Source organism: Magnetospirillum gryphiswaldense MSR-1 v2, assembly GCF_000513295.1.
Taxonomy (GTDB): Bacteria; Pseudomonadota; Alphaproteobacteria; order Rhodospirillales; family Magnetospirillaceae; genus Magnetospirillum; species Magnetospirillum gryphiswaldense.
Map to the genome: position 1 here is coordinate 3,914,544 of NC_023065.1, position 16,879 is coordinate 3,931,422.

12 protein-coding genes and 1 tRNA gene are annotated in these 16,879 nt (G+C 64.4%); 7 read left to right on the top strand and 6 right to left on the bottom strand.

All coding sequences use genetic code 11. The features are described from left to right. The first annotated feature begins 11 nt into the window (after nt 1-11). A complete protein-coding gene (locus MGMSRV2_RS18745; RefSeq protein WP_024081955.1) occupies nt 12-503 on the top strand; it encodes a GlcG/HbpS family heme-binding protein in 492 nt (163 codons plus the stop codon). A 13-nt stretch (nt 504-516) separates the two neighbouring features. On the opposite strand, the gene MGMSRV2_RS18750 is transcribed toward MGMSRV2_RS18745, so the two are convergent. From MGMSRV2_RS18750 to MGMSRV2_RS18760, 3 genes are all read right to left on the bottom strand, one after another. Beyond that, the gene (locus tag MGMSRV2_RS18750) at nt 517-1,128 is read right to left on the bottom strand and encodes a hypothetical protein (RefSeq protein WP_024081956.1); all 612 of its coding nucleotides are present in this window, start codon (nt 1,126-1,128) and stop codon (nt 517-519) included. Nucleotides 1,129-1,250: 122 nt separating this feature from the next. Continuing rightward, nucleotides 1,251-1,326: transfer RNA gene (locus tag MGMSRV2_RS18755), tRNA-Ala, on the bottom strand. Between the two features lie 116 nt (nt 1,327-1,442). Next, entirely contained in the window at nt 1,443-1,790 is a 348-nt protein-coding gene (locus MGMSRV2_RS18760; protein WP_024081957.1) for a TIGR02300 family protein, read from the bottom strand. Nucleotides 1,791-1,922: 132 nt separating this feature from the next. Here MGMSRV2_RS18760 and aroA point away from each other — a divergent pair, with 132 nt between their 5' ends. From aroA to rpsA, 3 genes are all read left to right on the top strand, one after another. After that, entirely contained in the window at nt 1,923-3,278 is a 1,356-nt protein-coding gene (gene aroA, locus MGMSRV2_RS18765; protein ID WP_411710816.1) for a 3-phosphoshikimate 1-carboxyvinyltransferase, read from the top strand. After that, a complete protein-coding gene (gene cmk, locus MGMSRV2_RS18770) occupies nt 3,275-3,910 on the top strand; it encodes a (d)CMP kinase (protein ID WP_024081959.1) in 636 nt (211 codons plus the stop codon). Before aroA ends, cmk begins: the two co-directional genes overlap by 4 nt. A 127-nt stretch (nt 3,911-4,037) precedes the next feature. Further along, nucleotides 4,038-5,720, top strand: a complete 1,683-nt coding sequence (rpsA, locus tag MGMSRV2_RS18775; protein WP_024081960.1) for a 30S ribosomal protein S1 — start codon at nt 4,038-4,040, stop codon at nt 5,718-5,720. Between the two features lie 297 nt (nt 5,721-6,017). On the opposite strand, the gene MGMSRV2_RS18780 is transcribed toward rpsA, so the two are convergent. Next, on the bottom strand, nt 6,018-7,724 hold the full coding sequence (locus tag MGMSRV2_RS18780; protein ID WP_024081961.1) for a SpoIIE family protein phosphatase: 1,707 nt from the start codon (nt 7,722-7,724) through the stop codon (nt 6,018-6,020). 172 nt (nt 7,725-7,896) lie between these two features. Here MGMSRV2_RS18780 and MGMSRV2_RS18785 point away from each other — a divergent pair, with 172 nt between their 5' ends. The 3 genes from MGMSRV2_RS18785 (at nt 7,897) to MGMSRV2_RS18795 (ending at nt 13,884) form a co-directional block, all read left to right on the top strand. Further along, nucleotides 7,897-9,339, top strand: coding sequence for a diguanylate cyclase (locus MGMSRV2_RS18785; protein WP_041633800.1), 1,443 nt, complete (start codon nt 7,897-7,899; stop codon nt 9,337-9,339). 87 nt (nt 9,340-9,426) lie between these two features. Then, a complete protein-coding gene (locus MGMSRV2_RS18790) occupies nt 9,427-11,163 on the top strand; it encodes a diguanylate cyclase (RefSeq protein WP_024081963.1) in 1,737 nt (578 codons plus the stop codon). Nucleotides 11,164-11,184: 21 nt separating this feature from the next. Continuing rightward, nucleotides 11,185-13,884, top strand: coding sequence for a DUF748 domain-containing protein (locus MGMSRV2_RS18795; RefSeq protein ID WP_024081964.1), 2,700 nt, complete (start codon nt 11,185-11,187; stop codon nt 13,882-13,884). A gap of 11 nt (nt 13,885-13,895) precedes the next feature. On the opposite strand, the gene MGMSRV2_RS18800 is transcribed toward MGMSRV2_RS18795, so the two are convergent. Together MGMSRV2_RS18800 and MGMSRV2_RS18805 are read right to left on the bottom strand one after the other, a co-directional pair. After that, entirely contained in the window at nt 13,896-15,347 is a 1,452-nt protein-coding gene (locus MGMSRV2_RS18800) for a TrkH family potassium uptake protein (protein ID WP_024081965.1), read from the bottom strand. 4 nt (nt 15,348-15,351) lie between these two features. Then, the gene (locus MGMSRV2_RS18805) at nt 15,352-16,869 is read right to left on the bottom strand and encodes a TrkH family potassium uptake protein (RefSeq protein ID WP_234016199.1); all 1,518 of its coding nucleotides are present in this window, start codon (nt 16,867-16,869) and stop codon (nt 15,352-15,354) included. Nucleotides 16,870-16,879 lie beyond the last annotated feature (10 nt).

Sequence of the window (16,879 nt, forward strand, 5' to 3'; positions counted from 1 at the left end):
GGAGGCTTCCCATGCGCAAGACCCTGATCGTTCTGGCCGCCTTGGCCCTATCCACTCCGGCCTTGGCCGCCGATGGCACTTTCGACCAGACCATGCTGACGCCGGAAGCGGCGCTGAAGGCGGCCCAGGCGGCGCTGGAGACCTGCCGCAAGAACGGCTGGCAGGCGGCGGTGTCCGTGGTCGATCGCGGCGGCAACGTGCAAGCCTTGCTGCGCGACCGCTATGCCGGGCCGCATACGGTGAGCGTCGCCACCGGCAAGGCATGGACGGCGGTCAGCTTCCGCACCAATACCACCGAGCTGGTGGCCCTGACCGGGCCGGGCATGCCGCAATCGGGCCTGCGCGACGTGCCCGGTGCCACCATCCTGGGCGGCGGCATGAAGATCGAGGCCGCCGGCGCCCTGATCGCCGGCATTGGCGTCAGCGGCGCCCCCGGCGGCGAGGCCGACGACATCTGCGCCAAGGCGGGGATTGCCGCCGTGCGCGACATGCTTGATTTCTGACCGGATCGCCTGATCACACCAACAAGCCGCCGCCCCCGGGGGCGCCATCGGCACTGATGGCATTGGCATTGGCGGTGATGGCGTCGGCATCGTCGGTGGCGGTGCCCAGATCCTTATGCGCCTTTTCCAGGCCGCGCTTTTCCTCGTCATCCTCGGGCTGGCGGCGGCGCAGCATGGCTTTCAGCAATTGGGCGATCTTTTTCACCTCGGTGGCGAATTCCTTGTCGGCCTTGGCTTCGGCCTCGCGTTCGGCGGTGGCGGCTTCCGGCGTCGTCGTGCTGGTGGTCAGTTCCGAGGCGGGCGCGGTCTCGCGGAATTCCCGCGCGGCCCCCTTCAACTCGCGCGCCAGCCGCGCCAGTTCACGGGCGGCGCTCTTGGAATTGACCGCCATCCGTTTCAGCATTTCGATGCGTTGCTTGATCTGATCCAGCTTTTGCCGCGCCGCCCCCTTGCGGTCGGCGCGCGCCTGCTTGCGCGCCAGGATCACGTTGTCGATGGCTTCCTGGTCGCGGGCGGCCTTTTGCCGCAGCTTTTCCAGCTTTTCCTTGGTCTCGCTGTCGCTGACCTTGCCCAGCGCGGTCGCAGCCATCTCGACGGCGCGGAACGGGCCGCTGATGCCTTTCATGCCATCCTCCAGCTTCTGCCGAATGCGGGCCCGTCGTTCTGAAGGGCTCGGGTCCATGATGACCGATGGTAGTAAATTTTCGATAAAGAAAAACCCCCTGGGTTTCCCCAGAGGGTTGATCTTGGTGGAGCTAGGCGGAATCGAACCGCCGACCTCTTGAATGCCATTCAAGCGCTCTCCCAACTGAGCTATAGCCCCTTTATCTCGTTACCGTCGGTCTTGGGCGTCCGTCGGTGGAGGCGGAACATATGGATTTCAGGGGCGGGGGTCAAGCCTAAAAAATCACCGCCCCTGAAACTTTTTTCCGACCCGGATCAGACTTCGTCTTCCAGGCCTTCGTCGATGTGCTCCATGACCTCGGCCATGTCGTCATCGTCCTCGCCCAGGTCGGAGGCGTCTTCCATCAGGCCGCTTTCATCTTCCTCGGCGGCGCCTTCCTCGGCGTCCAAGGCTTCCTCGTCGACCACGTCGGGAACTACGGCGACCTTCTCGGCGGCACGGGCCTTTTCCGACGGCACGCTGCTGCGACGCACCTTGAAGGGCATCTCCGGTTCCACCGTCGCGCCGCACTTGGGGCAGGTGATGGGAGAGCGGGTCAAGTCATAGAAGCGGCACCCACAACTGGTGCACGTGCGCTTCTGGCCCCATTCCGGCTTGGCCACGGCGTAATCCTCCTGCAAATCTGTCTAGAAGCGGCATTTGCCATGTTCGCCCCCCCATGTCAAAACGAAAACGCGATTCGTCGCATAGTCTAGGCGCGATATGGGTATCTGTGCTAGACCAAGGCCGCCTGGATTTATGGAGCCATCATGTCAAAACCGTTGATTTCCCGCCGCGCGGCGGCCCTTTCCGGCTCGGCCAAGGTGCCTGGCGACAAATCGGTGTCGCACCGTGCCCTGATGTTCGGCGCTTTGGCCGTCGGCGAAAGCCGGGTCGAAGGTTTGCTGGAAGGCGACGACGTGCTGCGCACCGCCGCCGCCATGCGCGCCCTGGGGGCCGAGGTCGAGCGGTTGGACGACGGTTCGTGGCGCCTGTACGGGCGTGGCGTCGGTGGTTTGAAGGAACCGGAAGAGGTGCTGGATTTGGGCAATTCCGGTACCGGGGCGCGGCTGATGATGGGGCTGGTGGCCACCCATCCGTTCACCACCGTGTTCACCGGCGACGCCTCGTTGCGGTCGCGGCCGATGAAGCGGGTGTCGCTGCCTTTGTCGCAGATGGGGGCGCAGTTCTTCGGGCGTGACGGCGGGCGTCTGCCCATGACGGTGGTCGGCACCGGCAATCCGTTGCCCATCACCTATGAGCTGCCGGTGGCCTCGGCCCAGGTCAAGTCGGCCATCCTGCTGGCTGGCCTCAATACCCCGGGCCAGACCACGGTGATCGAGCGCGAGGCGACCCGCGATCACACCGAACTGATGCTCAGGAATTTCGGTGCCCAGGTGGATGTCGAGCACGGCGACCAGGGCCAGCGCATCATCACCGTCACCGGTTTTCCCGAGTTGACCGGGCGTCATGTCATCGTTCCCGCCGATCCCAGCTCGGCGGCGTTTCCCGCCGTCGCCGCAATTATCACCCCCGGCTCGGACATCGTGCTGACCGGCGTCGGTATGAATCCCTTGCGCACCGGCCTCTATCAGACCTTGCGCGAAATGGGCGCCGACCTCGCCTTTGAAAATCAGCGCGAGGACGGTGGTGAACAGGTGGCCGATCTGCGTGTGCGTCATTCCGCCCTGATGGGGGTGGACGTGCCGGCGGAGCGGGCGCCGTCGATGATCGACGAATATCCCATCCTGGCGGTGGCCGCCGCCTTCGCCACCGGCACCACCCGCATGTTCGGGCTGTCGGAATTGCGGGTGAAGGAAAGCGACCGCTTCGCCGCCACCTTGCGCGGTCTGCTCGCCTGTGGCGTCCAGGTCGAGGAGGATGGCGACACCTTGATCGTCCACGGCAGTGGCAAGCCGCCCATGGGCGGGGCGACCATCGCCGTCAACCTGGATCACCGTATCGCCATGGCCTTCCTGGTCCTGGGCATGGCGGCGGCGGAAGCGGTGGCGGTGGACGATGCCGAGGCCATCGACACCAGCTTCCCTGGTTTCGTCCAATTGATGAACGGGTTGGGTGCCAAGATTGCCACCACGGATGCCATCGTATGAGTCGGGTCATCGCCATCGATGGCCCGGCGGCGGCCGGCAAGGGAACCCTGGCGCGGCGCCTCGCCGCCGAACTGGGCTTCGACTATCTGGATACCGGCCTGATCTATCGTGCCGTCGGCATGAAGCTGACCCGCGCCGGTCTTGATCCCAACGACCCGGCCCAGGCCGAGGCGGCGGCCAGGGCGCTCAATCCGACGGAATTGCAGGCTGTCGACCTGCGGGGCGACGATGCCGCCCAGGCCGCATCGAAGGTGGCGGTCATCCCTGGCGTGCGCTCGGCCCTGTTGGATTTTCAGCGTGCTTTCGCTGGCCAGCCGCCCGGCGGCAAGGGGGCGGTGCTGGATGGCCGCGACATCGGCACCGTGGTCTGCCCCGGGGCGGGGGCCAAGCTGTTTGTCACGGCGAGCGTGGAAAAACGGGCGGAGCGGCGGCTGAAAGAGTTGCAGTCCCGCGGCGTCGGGGCTATACACTCGGCTGTCCTGGCGGACATGCGCGAACGCGACGAACGGGATTCAACCCGTTCCGCCGCCCCGCTGAAAGCCGCCACTGATGCTTTCGTCCTGGATACCTCGGACCTCGACGCCGATCAGGCTTTCGCCGCGGCGCTGGATTACGTGAAATCCAAGCTTTGACATCGGGACATCGGTACTTTGCCTCCCCCACGGTCGCGCGGCCTGGGGGTGGTTTGCGTTTCAACCGCGCGAAGACCGCCGGAGCCAACCGGCAGGCCCGTAAGATGTGAAGAAAGGAAGTAATTACATGACTATGGAAGATTTTGCCGCCCTGCTGGATGAGACCATGGGCGTCGCCAACCCGTTCGAGGGTTCGGTCATCAAGGGCATCATTGTACGCGTTGAAAACGATTTCGCCGTCATCGACGTCGGCTTGAAGTCGGAAGGCCGCGTGCTGCTCAAGGAATTCGCCACCGCCGGCCGCGCCCCGGAAATCAAGGCCGGTGACGCCATCGACGTGTTCGTCGAGCGTTACGAGGACAAGAACGGCGAAGTCGTTCTGTCGCGTGAAAAGGCCAAGCGCGAAGAAGCCTGGACCCTGTTGGAAAAGTCCTTCCAGGACAACCAGCGCGTCACCGGCGTCATCTTCGGCCGCGTCAAGGGCGGCTTCACCGTCGACCTGTCGGGCGCCGTCGCCTTCCTGCCCGGTTCGCAGGTGGACATCCGCCCCGTGCGCGACATCACCCCGCTGCTGGGCAGCCCGCAGCCGTTCCAGATTCTCAAGATGGACCGCTCGCGCGGCAACATCGTGGTCTCGCGCCGCGCCGTCTTGGAAGAAACCCGCGCCGAACAGCGTTCCGAACTGATCGAAAACCTCAAGGAAGGTCAGATTCTGGAAGGCGTCGTCAAGAACATCACCGATTACGGTGCGTTCGTTGACCTGGGTGGCGTCGACGGCCTGCTGCACGTCACCGACATCGCCTGGAAGCGCATCAACCATCCGTCCGAAGCGCTGCATATCGGCCAGACCGTCAAGGTCCAGGTCATCCGCTTCAACCCGGAAACCCAGCGCATCTCGCTCGGCATCAAGCAGTTGGATGCTGATCCGTGGGAGGGCGTGGAAGCCAAGTACCCGGTGCAGGCCAAGTTCGTCGGCCGCGTCACCAACATCACCGATTACGGCGCGTTCGTCGAGCTGGAGCCCGGTGTCGAAGGTCTGGTCCACGTCTCCGAAATGAGCTGGACCAAGAAGAACGTCCACCCCGGCAAGATCGTTTCGACCTCGCAGGAAGTCGAAGTGATGGTGTTGGACGTGGATCCGCAGAAGCGCCGCATCTCGCTGGGCCTCAAGCAGTGCCTGTCCAACCCGTGGGAATCCTTCGTCGAGAAGTTCCCGGTCGGCACCTTGGTCGAAGGCGAAGTCAAGAACATCACCGAATTCGGTCTGTTCATCGGCCTGTCGGGCGACATCGACGGCATGGTTCACATGTCGGACCTGTCGTGGGACAAGTCGGGCGACGCCGCCATCGCCGAATACAAGAAGGGCGATGTGGTCAACGCCAAGGTCTTGGACGTGGACGTGGAAAAGGAACGCATCAGCCTCGGCATCAAGCAGCTGGGCGCCGATCCGTTCCAGGACGCCGTCGCCAACGTCAAGAAGGGCGATATCGTCACCTGCGCCGTGACCCAGGTCACCGAAAACGGTCTGGAAGTCCAGGTCGACGGCATGACCGGCTTCATCCGCAAGTCCGAGCTGTCGCGTGAGCGTTCCGAGCAGCGCCCCGAGCGTTTCGCCGTCGGCGAAAAGATCGACGCCAAGGTGACCATGATCGAAAAGGGCGCCCGCAAGGTCACCCTGTCGGTCAAGGCCCGCGAAATCGACGAAGAAAAGGCCGCCATGGCCGAGTACGGTTCGTCGGATTCGGGTGCGTCCTTGGGCGACATCCTGGGTGCGGCCATGCGCCGGGCTCAGTCTCAAGACGACAAGTAATCGTCTCTGAGAGGTCGTAGATTAAGGATTGGCCCGCCCCTGGCAACGGGGGCGGGCCTTTTCTTTGGCTGGTACAGTCAGAATGATCTGATGGTGGTGACATCGTTAGGTTGCGCGCCTTTAATCGGAAGCATGCCGATCGCAACAGCCGTCACCCCTGCGTAGGCGGGGGGCCAGGAGTCACGCGCTTATATGCCGACGCGGTTCGCTGGATTCCGCCTGCGCGGGAATGACGATTGATAGAATGAATGGGGCGTATTTAAGGCGCGATGCTGTAAGCCCGAGACAGCGAACCGCCTACAGCGCGCTCAGCGGCCGGAAGGCGACGAAGGTCATGTCGTCGCGGCGGCGCTGTTCGCCGCGCCATTGGCACAGGCGCTGGAACAGGGCGTCCATCTGCTCGGTCACCGGACGGTCGGCCATCTCGGCCAGAACCTCTTGCAGGCGGCGACGGCCGAACAGGCGGTTGTTGTCGCCGCCGACCTGATCGGTGACGCCGTCGGTATAAAGATAAAAGGCGCTGCCCGGGGTGATCGACATGCTGTGGGCGGCGAAGCGGTAATCTTCCGGGCTGTCGAGATAGCCCAGGCTCATGCGGTCGCCGCGCACCTGACGCAAGCTGCCGTTCTCGGCCACCAGCAAGGGCAGGTTGGCGCCGGCGAAGGTCAAGGTGGCCTTGGCGCGGTCGATGACGCAGATGGCGGCGTCCAGGCCGTCATTGCTGACGGCGCTGTCACGATCCTGGCGCAGGGCGGTTTTGACCAGCCGGTTCAGCTGGGTCAACATTTCCGCCGGATCTTCATGGCCGTGGTGATGCAGGATGCGGCTGAAGCTCGACGCCACCACCGCCGTCATGAAGGCGCCGGGCACGCCGTGGCCGGTGCAGTCCATCACCGCGATGACGCCCTTGGACTCGAACGATCCGGCCCAATAATAGTCGCCGCCGACCATGTCCAGCGGCTGCCAGCCCACCGCCAGCTCATCCACCACGCCGGCCAGGGCGCCCTGGTCGGGCAGCAGCGCGGTCTGGATACGGCTGGCGTAGCGGATGCCGTCATTGATGTCGCGGTTGGCTTTTTCCAGTTCGGTATTGGCCAAATTCAGCTGAGCCAGGGCGCGTTCCACCCCTTCCTTCTCGCGGGCCAGTTCCTGGGTGCGTTCGGTCACCCGCCGCTCCAGGTCGCGGGCCAGGGCGGCCAGTTCGTTCTGGGCGCGGTCGCGGTCGTTCAGGCCATGCTGGGATTCCGCCAACATGCCGTTGACGGTGCCGACCAAAAGGCCCAGCTCGTCGCGCTGGTGGCCGCGCTGCACGTCGATGAGAAAGGCACCGGGATGGGCGGGGTCGACCCGCCCGATGGCGTCAGTGATGCGCAACAGCGGCTTGGTGATCAGGATGTAGAACACCGCCACCACCAAGGCGCAGACCAGCACGGCGCGAGCGACGCCCGACAGCACGGCGGCGGTGGCCCGGTCCAGCCATGCATTGAGCAGGCCACCGGCATCCAAGCGCAATTCCAGTGAACCGACGACGGTGCTGCTGCCGTTGGGATTGCGGGTTTCCAGCGTGCGGGCATGGGCGGCGACATCACCGAACAGTCTTTCCGCCAGGGCCGGGAAGGGGGTGGAGACGGCGGCACGGTCCTGGCGGCCCAATTCACCGCCATAATTGTCGGTCAGCACCACTTCCAGCGTCACCGGGTTCTGATGCAGTCCGGCGACCACCTCGCCGGCCAGTTCCGCCGACAATTGATAGGCGGCCTCAACCGCCAGCCCACGCACCAGATTAAGGTCGGCGCCGACGTCGCGGCGCACCTGATCATGCATGTTGCGATAGTCGTTCAGCAGCTCATAGGCGCTGGTCAGCAAGCCCACGGTCAAGGCAATGATCAAGGTGGCGAAGGCCTGTTTGAAGGACAGGCCGTCCAGCATGCGCACCTGAGAGGTTTGAGCCGGGCGCGGACCGGCGCCGGGAATGCGGGACTGAAACAAGGGGGCCAGGTCCATAAATCTGTGCCGACAACAGCCCACACTAACCGCTTTTCCCGGTCAGGGGAACCATCGCCAACGGAAAACGCCCTTGATCATGTCGTAAACAAAATTGTCCATGGCGGTCCGGGCGCCATCATGGAATCATGAATGGTGGGAATGATGGTGAAAACATATCCGAAGGTTGACCATGCCGGGCGAAGAATCTTCCAATAGTAGCGGAAAACTTCGGTTGAATTTGCGCGCGGCAAGAAGGTCCGAGGACGGCCCGGCATTGCCGCCATGGCCGATTTTGGTTGTGGATGATGACCCCCAGGTTCACAGCATGACCGAAGTGCTGTTGCGCGACTTCCAGTTCAAGGATCGGGGGTTTCGGGCTGTGTCCGCCTATTCGGCGGCCGAGGCGCGCACCATCTTGGAGTGCCGCGACGATATTCCGGTCATGCTGCTGGACGTGGTGATGGAGACCGACCATGCCGGCTTGTCGTTGGCGCGGGTCATCCGCCAGGATTTGGGCAACCAGCGTCTGCGCATCATCCTGCGCACCGGCCAGCCGGGCGAGGCGCCCGAGCGCGAGGTCATGCTGGCCTATGACATCAACGATTATCGTTCCAAGACCGAGTTGACGGCGCAAAAGCTGTTCACCGCCCTGGTCGGTGCGCTCCGGTCGTGGATCGACCTGGATACCATCGAGCGGCTGAATGCGACGCTGGAGGCGCGGGTGCTGGAACGGACCCGCGAACTGGCCGAGGCTCAGGCGTTTTCCGGCCGATTGGTGGAATTGCTGCCCAATCCGCTGTGGGTCAAGGATCTGGCCGGGCATTACCGTCTGTATAACCAGGCCTTCCGCGAATTCTTCGGCATCGATGCTGAAGCCTGGGTCGGCCATTCGGCGGAAGAGGTACTAGGGCGGCATCTCCCCCCCGAGGAACTGGACAGCGATTGCCGCGTGTTGGACGGCTCGTCGCGGCGCGAGGAATTCGAGACCACCATCCCCGACCATGCCGGGCGACCGCGGGCCTTGCTGGTGACCAAGGCGGCCTTGCCCGCCGACGGTGTGGTGCCCAACGGTATTATCGGCATCGCCGCCGACATCACCGAACGCAAAAGTCTGGAACGGGAATTGCGCCGGTTGGCGACCATGGATTCGCTGACCGGGGCGCCCAATCGCCGCCATTTCAGCACGCTGGCACATCAGGAAATGGAGCGGGCCAACCGTTACGACCTGCCCTTGTCGGTGATCATGCTGGACGTGGACCACTTCAAGAAGGTCAACGATTCGTGGGGCCATGCCATCGGCGATGAAATGTTGAAGGCAGTCACCACCGCCATCCAGGGCGAATTGCGCGAAGTGGACGTGCTGGGGCGCATGGGCGGGGAGGAATTCGCCCTGTTGTTGCCGCAGACCGGCATCGACGGCGCCGCCCAGGTGGCCGAACGTCTGCGCAGTGCCGTCGCCGCCATCCGGCTGCCGTTGGCCGAGGGCTGGCTGCATGCCACCATCAGCCTGGGAGTGACCACCCGGCTGGAGGGCGAGGCCCAGTTCGAGCATCTGCTGGGCCGCGCCGACCGCGCCATGTACGAGGCCAAGCAGGCCGGGCGCAACCGGGTGGCGATCGAACCGGGGCGGTGAAATCAGCGCCGTCGGGTGCTTTTCGGTTGATGCATTTTGCTGAAAGGATTAAGCCGTTTAGTCGGGGGAGCGCGCGGGGACGGCATCATGGATCCAATCGGCAATATCATTGATCTGGCATTTGAGCGGCGCAAACGCGGTCCCCGTTTCAACGGCGAGATGATGCAGATTCTCGAGGTCAGTCGTGACCTCATCTGCTTGTGTCGTGGCGGCGCCATCACCGCCATCAATGGTGCCGGAGCCCGTATGCTGGGGGCCAAGACCACCGAACAGCTGATCGGCCGCCGGTTGGCCGAATTCCTGATTCCCGAATATGGTCAGGTGTTGGATTTGTTCCTGTCGGGCATGGCCAGTGAGGATCGCGGCGTCCCCACCCGCATCGTCGGCCTGGATCAGGCCGTCCGCGACATCGAGTTGCAGGTGTTCCGCGCCCGTGAAATCGCCACCGACGCCACCGTCGTCACCGGGCGTGACATGTCCAAGGAAGGCAAGCTGGCCGGCTCCGCCCACAAGACCGACACCCGCTTCCACCTGCTGGTGGATAATTCCATGAATCTGGTTTGCCACGTGGTCGGTGGTTCGATCCGGTATGTCAACAAGGCCGGCATCGCCCTGTTGGGCGCCACCGAGGCCGAGCAGGTCATCGGTCTGAGGTTGGAAGAAATCCTGCATCCCGATTATGCCGACCTGATCGGCGACATCGCCAAGGAAGGCGCGGCGGTACCCTTGCGCCTGCTGCACCGTGACGGTTCGGCTTTCGACGCCCTGGTGCGGCTGACCGAGCTGCCGGCGGGCGGCATGGGCACCGAGTTGATGGTCGAGGCTCGCGACATCACCGGTCACAACCGCGCCGTCGCCGCCTTGCGCCGATCCAGCGAAACCCTGGAGATGCGGGTCGCTGCCCGCACCCGTGAACTGGCCGAACAACACGCCCGCGCCGAGGAAATGACCTTGGTGGCGGAAGCCGCTCTGCGGTTCAGCGAATCGCTGATCGACACCATCCCCAGCCCGGTATGGTTCAAGGATGCGTTGGGACGGGTGCAGACCAGCAACCGCGCGTTCCGCGCCTTGTTCGGCGATGGCGAGCCTAAATTGCTGCTGCCGCTGGAAGACACCGTCACCGATGCCGAGTTGATGTCGGGCGCCTGCGATCAGGCCTCGTTCGAGGCGCCGATCCTGCCGCCCAGCGGCGGGCGCCTGGATACCATGGTCCTGAAAAGCGCTTACCTGGACGACGAAGGGCGTCCGGTGGGGGTGATCGGCGTGCTCACCGATATTTCTGATCGCAAGGCGATGGAACGGGAATTGCGCCGGCTGGCGACCACCGATTCGCTGACCGGGGCTTTCAATCGTCGCCATTTTCTCGCCGCCGCCGGTACCGAACTGGAACGGGCCAACCGCTACGGCAATCCGCTGACCCTGCTGATGCTGGATGTGGATTACTTCAAATCCATCAACGACGCCCATGGGCACGGTACCGGCGACGACGCCTTGCGCCGTCTGGTGGAAGGGCTGCGCCACGCGCTCCGCGACATCGATGTGATCGGGCGTCTGGGCGGCGAGGAATTCGCCGTGCTGCTGCCGGAAACCGGTATGGCCGGGGCGCTGATCACCGCTGAACGGCTGCGGGCCCAGGTGGCCGATCTGCGCCTGGACTTGCCCGATGGTGGCCAGTTGGCCTTTACCGTCAGTATCGGAATCGCCGCGCCGCGGGCCGAGGATGGTTCGGTCGAGGCGGTGCTGGCCCGTGCCGACAAGGCGTTGTATCGGGCCAAGGACGAAGGACGGAACCGGGTTTGCGCGGAAGTCGTTGACCCGGACTGATCCGCCTGTTTCCATGGTGGCATGAACGTCCCAGTTGAAGCCGCCAAACCGCGGCGCAAACCTCTTCGCCTCTTTGTGGTCATCCTGGCCATGCTGGCTGCCCTTGCCGTTCCGGCAGGATTGTACCTGCCCGATTTCGGCCTGCGCTGGGGGGTGACCAAGGGGCTGGCCGAAATGGGCTGGTCCCAGGCCAGCGTCAATCAGGCCCGCCTGTCCCTGTGGAAAGGCGACATCGCCATCCGCGGCATGCAGGCGGCGTCGGCCCTGGGCGAGGCGCTGGGCATCGACGGCATCGACTTGAATTTTCGCTGGAAACCGTTGCTGGACCGCCGCGTGTGGCTGGAACAGGTGAGCCTGGACAAGGCCGAGGTGGTGTTGAGCCGCGACGGTGCCGGCTGGCGCATCAATGGTCTGCCCCTGCCCGGAAGCGGGAAGGGGGAACCGGCCCAGGCATCCGATTGGGGCTATGGGATCACCGCCCTGACCCTGACCGACAGCGTGTTGCGCATCGAAGACGGCGCCTTGCGGGTGGTGGTGGCGGTGGAACGGCTGGATGTCCGCGACGTGCAATCGTGGAATCCGCTGGCGCTGGCCTCGCTGTCGCTGCAAGGGCGCATCAACGGCGCTCCGGTCGATTTGCGCGGCACTTTCCGCCCCTTCGCCGCCAATCTGGATTTCACCGCTGATGTGGATTTACGCGGTCTGGATACCGCGCCCTTCGCCCAGTGGGGCGGGCTGACCGGCTGGCGCGGCGCCCTGACCAGCAAGGTTCGGCTGAAGGGGGATCTCGGCGGCAAGGCGGACATGGCCGCCGATGGCCGCATCGAGTTCTCTAACGGCGCCATCCCGCTGGAGGGTAATGGCCAGGTTCGGGCTAAATCCCTGATCTGGCAAGGCAGGCTGGCCTGGGCCAACGGGTTGAAGGCCGCCGGCACGCTGGAGGCCGCCGATCTTTCCTTTGCCCAGGGTCTGGCGGCCATCGCCGCCACCGCTGTTCACGCCGATCTGACCCGGGCCAGCATGGATGGTCGGGCCGAGATATTGGAGTGGAGCGGCAGCCTGAGTGCCAAAGGCTGGGACATGACCATGGACGGCCTGCGCATCCGTCATGGTCAACTGGCCTGGACCGGCGACACCTATCTCAATCTGTCGGCCAAGGCCAAGACCCTGTTCCAGGCCAAGGGCAAGGCCGATGGGGCCGAGACGGTCATCGTCTCGGGGCCGTGGCGGCTGGCCGCCGCCAAGACCGAGGCCGAGGGCGAATTCGCCCATGAGCGGCCCGAAGGTCTGTTGCCGCCCCTGGCCGCCACCATGACCTTGAACGTGGATGGTTTGTCGGTCCACCAGGGCGATCGCCAATGGCTGGCCGCCGATCAGGCCCGGCTGCGTGGGTTGGAACTCTCGCCCAAGGCGGTGACCTTGGCCCGGTTGGATGCCAAGGCGGTGAGCGCCTTGGCGCGGGACAAGCTTTATAACCCGCGCCTTCGGGCGGGTGCTGTCACTCTGGAGCGGCTGCGGGTGTCGCCCCAAGGCGACCTGGAGGTCGCGTCCCTCAGTCTGGCTCAGCCGGTGTTGCGGTTGAACCGCGACCATACCGGCTTGCAGGGCTTCAATGACCTCAAGGACAAGAATGCCCCGGCGGGCGGAGATGCCGCCATGCCGCGTCTGGCCTTGGGGCAACTCCATGTGAATGGCGGTCAGGTCGAGTTCCGCGACCGCAGCACCACCGATCCGGTGCGGGTGTCGGTCAGCAATCTGGCGCTGGACATGGCCGCGATCGACAGCGCCTATCCCGAGCGGGATTCCTCTTTCACCCTGGCCGCCGCCATCGGCGCTGCCGAACTATCGGCGCAAGGGGCGGTACGTCCGTTCCAGCCGATTCCCGGCCTGGATGCCAAGGGAAGGGTGCGGGCGCTGGACCTGCCGCAATTGTCGCCCTATGCCGCCGACGCCCTGGGGGTCAATCTGCATACCGGCCAGTTGGACGCCCAGGTGGCCATGGCGCTCCGTGAAGGCAAGCTGGACGGCAGGCTGGATCTGGTGCTGTCACGCCTGACCATCGCCCAGCCCGATCCCAACGCGCCCTTGGCCAAGCAGGCCGACATGCCCATCGAAACCGTCCTCGATCTGCTGCGCGATGGTCAGGATCGCATCAGTCTGGCCATTCCGGTCAAGGGCGACCTGGACAATCCCAATTTCGACACCTCGGACGCGGTCAATCAGGCCATCGGCGGGGCGTTGAAATCCACCGTTTTCACCACCTTGAAGGTGGCCTTCCCGTTGGTCGGTTTGATCGGCCTGGTTCTCGACGAGGCGGAAAAGCCGGTTCTGGCCCTGCAAGCCGTGAGTTTCGCCGATGGTTCGTCGCAGGTGAGCGAGCCGCAGGCTGAATCCTTGAAAAAGATATCGGGGCTGTTGGCCGAGCGCGACGGCATCCGTCTCAATCTGTGCGGGGTGGCGGTGACCGCCAAGGACGGTCCGGTGCTGCGCAGCGAAACCAGCTTTCTCGCCCGATTGAAGGCGATGATGGCGGACAAGGACCGCGAGGAACTGGCGCAGATCCACCGTGACCGCCTGTACCGTCTGGCCGAGGCCCGCGCCGTCGCCGTCAAATCCTGGCTGGTGGGGCAAGGCGGTATCGACCAGGGGCGTTTGTTCACCTGCCGTCCGCGCATCGACGATGTGGATAAGGCCGCGCCCCGCGTCGATCTGGTGTTGTAGAGGTTAGGTGTTTAGTCCCGCCAGAAGCTGGGGACGAACACCACCAGCAGGATGAACATTTCCAACCGCCCGAACAACATGCCGCCGGCCAGCAGGATTTTGGCCAGATCAGGCAATGGGGCGAAGGTGCCGCCGGGGCCGATCAGGTCGCCCAGGCCCGGCCCCACATTGGAGATGGCCGAGGCCGAGGCCGACAGGGCGGTGACGAAATCCAGCCCCAGCACCGCCAGCATCATGGACAAGGTGGCGAAGGCCAGGGCATAGACGAAGATGAAGCCCATGACCGAGGTCAGCACGTCCTTGGGGATGGGCTTGTTGTTGAAGCTGGGCACCATCACCGCGTGGGGGCGCAGCAATTGCCGGATCTGCACCACCGCGTTGGCGAACAGAAGCTGGAAGCGGAACACCTTGATGCCGGCGGCGGTGGAGCCGGCGCAGCCGCCGACGAAGGTCAGGAAAAACAGGATGGCCACCGGCATGCCAGCCCAATCGCTGTAATCCAGGGTGACCAGACCGGTGCCGGTCATCACCGAGGCGACGGTGAAGGCGGCGTGGCGCAACGCCGTCAACGGCTGGAAATGGCGGACGTCGATCAGCCACAAGGTGATGGCGATCGAGCCCAGGGCCATCAATCCCAGATACCAATGCACCTGCTGATCGCGCAGCACCCGGCGCCAGTCGCCCTGGGCCAGGGTGAAGAACAGCAGGAACGGCATGCCGCCCAGGATCATGCCGACAAGGACGATCAGGTCCATGGTGACGCTGTCGAAATGGGCCATGGAGCGGTCGTAATTGCTGAAGCCGCCGGTGGCGATGGTGCTCATGGCGTGGGTGATGGCGTCGAAACGGCCCATGCCCGCCGCCCACAGGGCCAGGGCCAGCAATGCGGTCAGGCCGACATAGACGGAAATCAGGGTCGAACCGATGCGGGCCGCCCGGGGCGCGGTCCGTTCGCGGGCAGAGACCACCTCGACCCGGAACATCTGCATGCCGCCGATATTGAGGACCGGCAGCACCGCCAGGGCCATGACGATGATGCCAATGCCGCCCAGCCATTGCAGCAGGCCGCGCCACAGCAACAGACCGGGTGCCAACGTGTCGAGGCCGCTCAGAACGGTCGAGCCGGTGGTGGTGATGCCGCTGGTCGCTTCAAAAAAGGCGTCGGTGGCCGACAGGTCCAGGCTGCTCAGGGAAAACGGCAGGGCGGCGAACAGGCAGGGCACCAGCCAGCCCAATCCGGCGGCCAGATAGGCTTGGCGGATGGACAACGGCTTACGGTTGTCGGTACGGGTGCCCAAGACCAGCCCCAGTCCGGCCACGAGGGTGATGCCGGCCGAGGCGATGAAGGCCATCCATTGACCGCTGCCGGCCATGGCATCGATGGCTGCCGGCACGGTCATGGACAGGGCCAGCAGGCACAGGATCCAACCGATGATCTGGAGGACGGGGCGAAAATCGATCATCGGCCTAACCCCGCCAGAACGAGCGCGAGAACAATACCAAGACGGTGAACAGCTCCAACCGGCCCAGCATCATCTCGAACGACAGCAGCCAGATAGCCGTATCGGGCAGGGGCTGAAAGGTTCCCGCCGGGCCGATGATGTTGCCCAGGCCGGGACCGACATTGCCAAGCGCTGTGGCCGAGCCGGTGATGGCGGTGACGAAGTCCATGCCGGTCATGGTCAGCAACAGGGCGAAGACGGCGAAGGTCAGGAAGTACATGACGACGAAGCCCAACACCGAATCGACCACCGCGTCGGAAATACGCTGGCGGTTGAAGTCGATGACGAAGACGCCATGCGGGTGCAGCAAGCGTTTCAGATGGACGCCGGCCATGGCGAACAGCACTTCCCAGCGGAAAATCTTGACCGCGCCCGAGGTCGAGCCGGTGCAGCCGCCGATGAAGGTCAGCATGAAGAAGATGATCTGCGGCAGGCCGCCCCACAGCGAGTAGTCGGTGGAAACAAAGCCGGTGGTGGTGACGATAGAGGTGACGTTGAAGGCGCTGTGCCGCAATGCATCGCTGGGCGACCAATCATTGACCGCCCATTGCCAAAGGGTCAGGACCAGGGTGAAGAACACCAGGAAGTGCAGGTACCAGCGGATTTGCGAATCGGTCAGGATGGCCCAGCGTCCGCGCCGCCACGGGCTGATGAACAGCACAAAGGTGGCGCCGCCCAACCCCATGAATATGGTCAGAATCCAGTGGATCCAGGGGTTGCTCCAATTTCCCAATGACGAATCCGAGGTGGAGAATCCGCCGGTGGCCAGGGCGGAAGCCGCATGGCAAAACGCCTCGAACGGGGTCATCCCGGCCAGCCACAGGAAGAGGGTGCACAACAAGGTCAGCACCACATAGACCATGACGATGCCGCCGGCCACCTGCGAGGTGCGCGGCTTGACCTTGTCGGTCTTGTCGGAACTTTCCATCTTGAACAATTGCATGCCGCCGATGCGCAGGATGGGCAGGATGGCCACCGCCATGACGATGATGCCGATGCCGCCCATCCAGTTAAGCAAGGCCCGCCACAGCAAGATGCCGTGCGGCATGGAATCGAGCCCGATGATGATGGTCGAACCGGTGGTGGTCAGACCCGACATGGCCTCGAAGAAGGCGTCGGTATAGCTGATTTTCAGGCCGGACAGGGTGAAGGGCAGGGCGCCGAAAGCGGTCATCAGCACCCACACCGAGGTGGTCAGCAGAAACGCTTGGCGGGTGGTCAGCTCTGGTCGGCCTTCGGGCCGCGCACCCAGCACCATGGCCAGGCCGGCCAACAGGGTGAACAGGCCCGAGACGATAAAGACTTGCCAGTCCTTGTCGTCGTACAGCCAATCCACCGCCGCCGGCACCGCCATGGCGGCGGCCAGCACGATCAGCAATATGCCGTTCACGAAAATGACCGGACGAAAATCGATCAACCGCGCCTCACCCCTGGAATCGGCACGACTATTGGCGCGGTTGCGGGTGGCTGTCCAGAGATTCATGCCCGCGACC

What these genes read in the sequence shown, in the direction of transcription:
- rpsA (WP_024081960.1), top strand. Translation starts at nt 4,038, where the DNA reads ATGACTATGGAAGATTTTGCCGCCCTGCTGGATGAGACCATGGGCGTC.
- MGMSRV2_RS18805 (WP_234016199.1), bottom strand. Translation starts at nt 16,869, where the DNA reads ATGAATCTCTGGACAGCCACCCGCAACCGCGCCAATAGTCGTGCCGAT.
- MGMSRV2_RS18780 (WP_024081961.1), bottom strand. Translation starts at nt 7,724, where the DNA reads ATGGACCTGGCCCCCTTGTTTCAGTCCCGCATTCCCGGCGCCGGTCCG.
- MGMSRV2_RS18745 (WP_024081955.1), top strand. Translation starts at nt 12, where the DNA reads ATGCGCAAGACCCTGATCGTTCTGGCCGCCTTGGCCCTATCCACTCCG.
- MGMSRV2_RS18750 (WP_024081956.1), bottom strand. Translation starts at nt 1,128, where the DNA reads ATGAAAGGCATCAGCGGCCCGTTCCGCGCCGTCGAGATGGCTGCGACC.
- cmk (WP_024081959.1), top strand. Translation starts at nt 3,275, where the DNA reads ATGAGTCGGGTCATCGCCATCGATGGCCCGGCGGCGGCCGGCAAGGGA.
- MGMSRV2_RS18800 (WP_024081965.1), bottom strand. Translation starts at nt 15,347, where the DNA reads ATGATCGATTTTCGCCCCGTCCTCCAGATCATCGGTTGGATCCTGTGC.
- MGMSRV2_RS18785 (WP_041633800.1), top strand. Translation starts at nt 7,897, where the DNA reads ATGCCGGGCGAAGAATCTTCCAATAGTAGCGGAAAACTTCGGTTGAAT.
- MGMSRV2_RS18795 (WP_024081964.1), top strand. Translation starts at nt 11,185, where the DNA reads ATGAACGTCCCAGTTGAAGCCGCCAAACCGCGGCGCAAACCTCTTCGC.
- MGMSRV2_RS18790 (WP_024081963.1), top strand. Translation starts at nt 9,427, where the DNA reads ATGGATCCAATCGGCAATATCATTGATCTGGCATTTGAGCGGCGCAAA.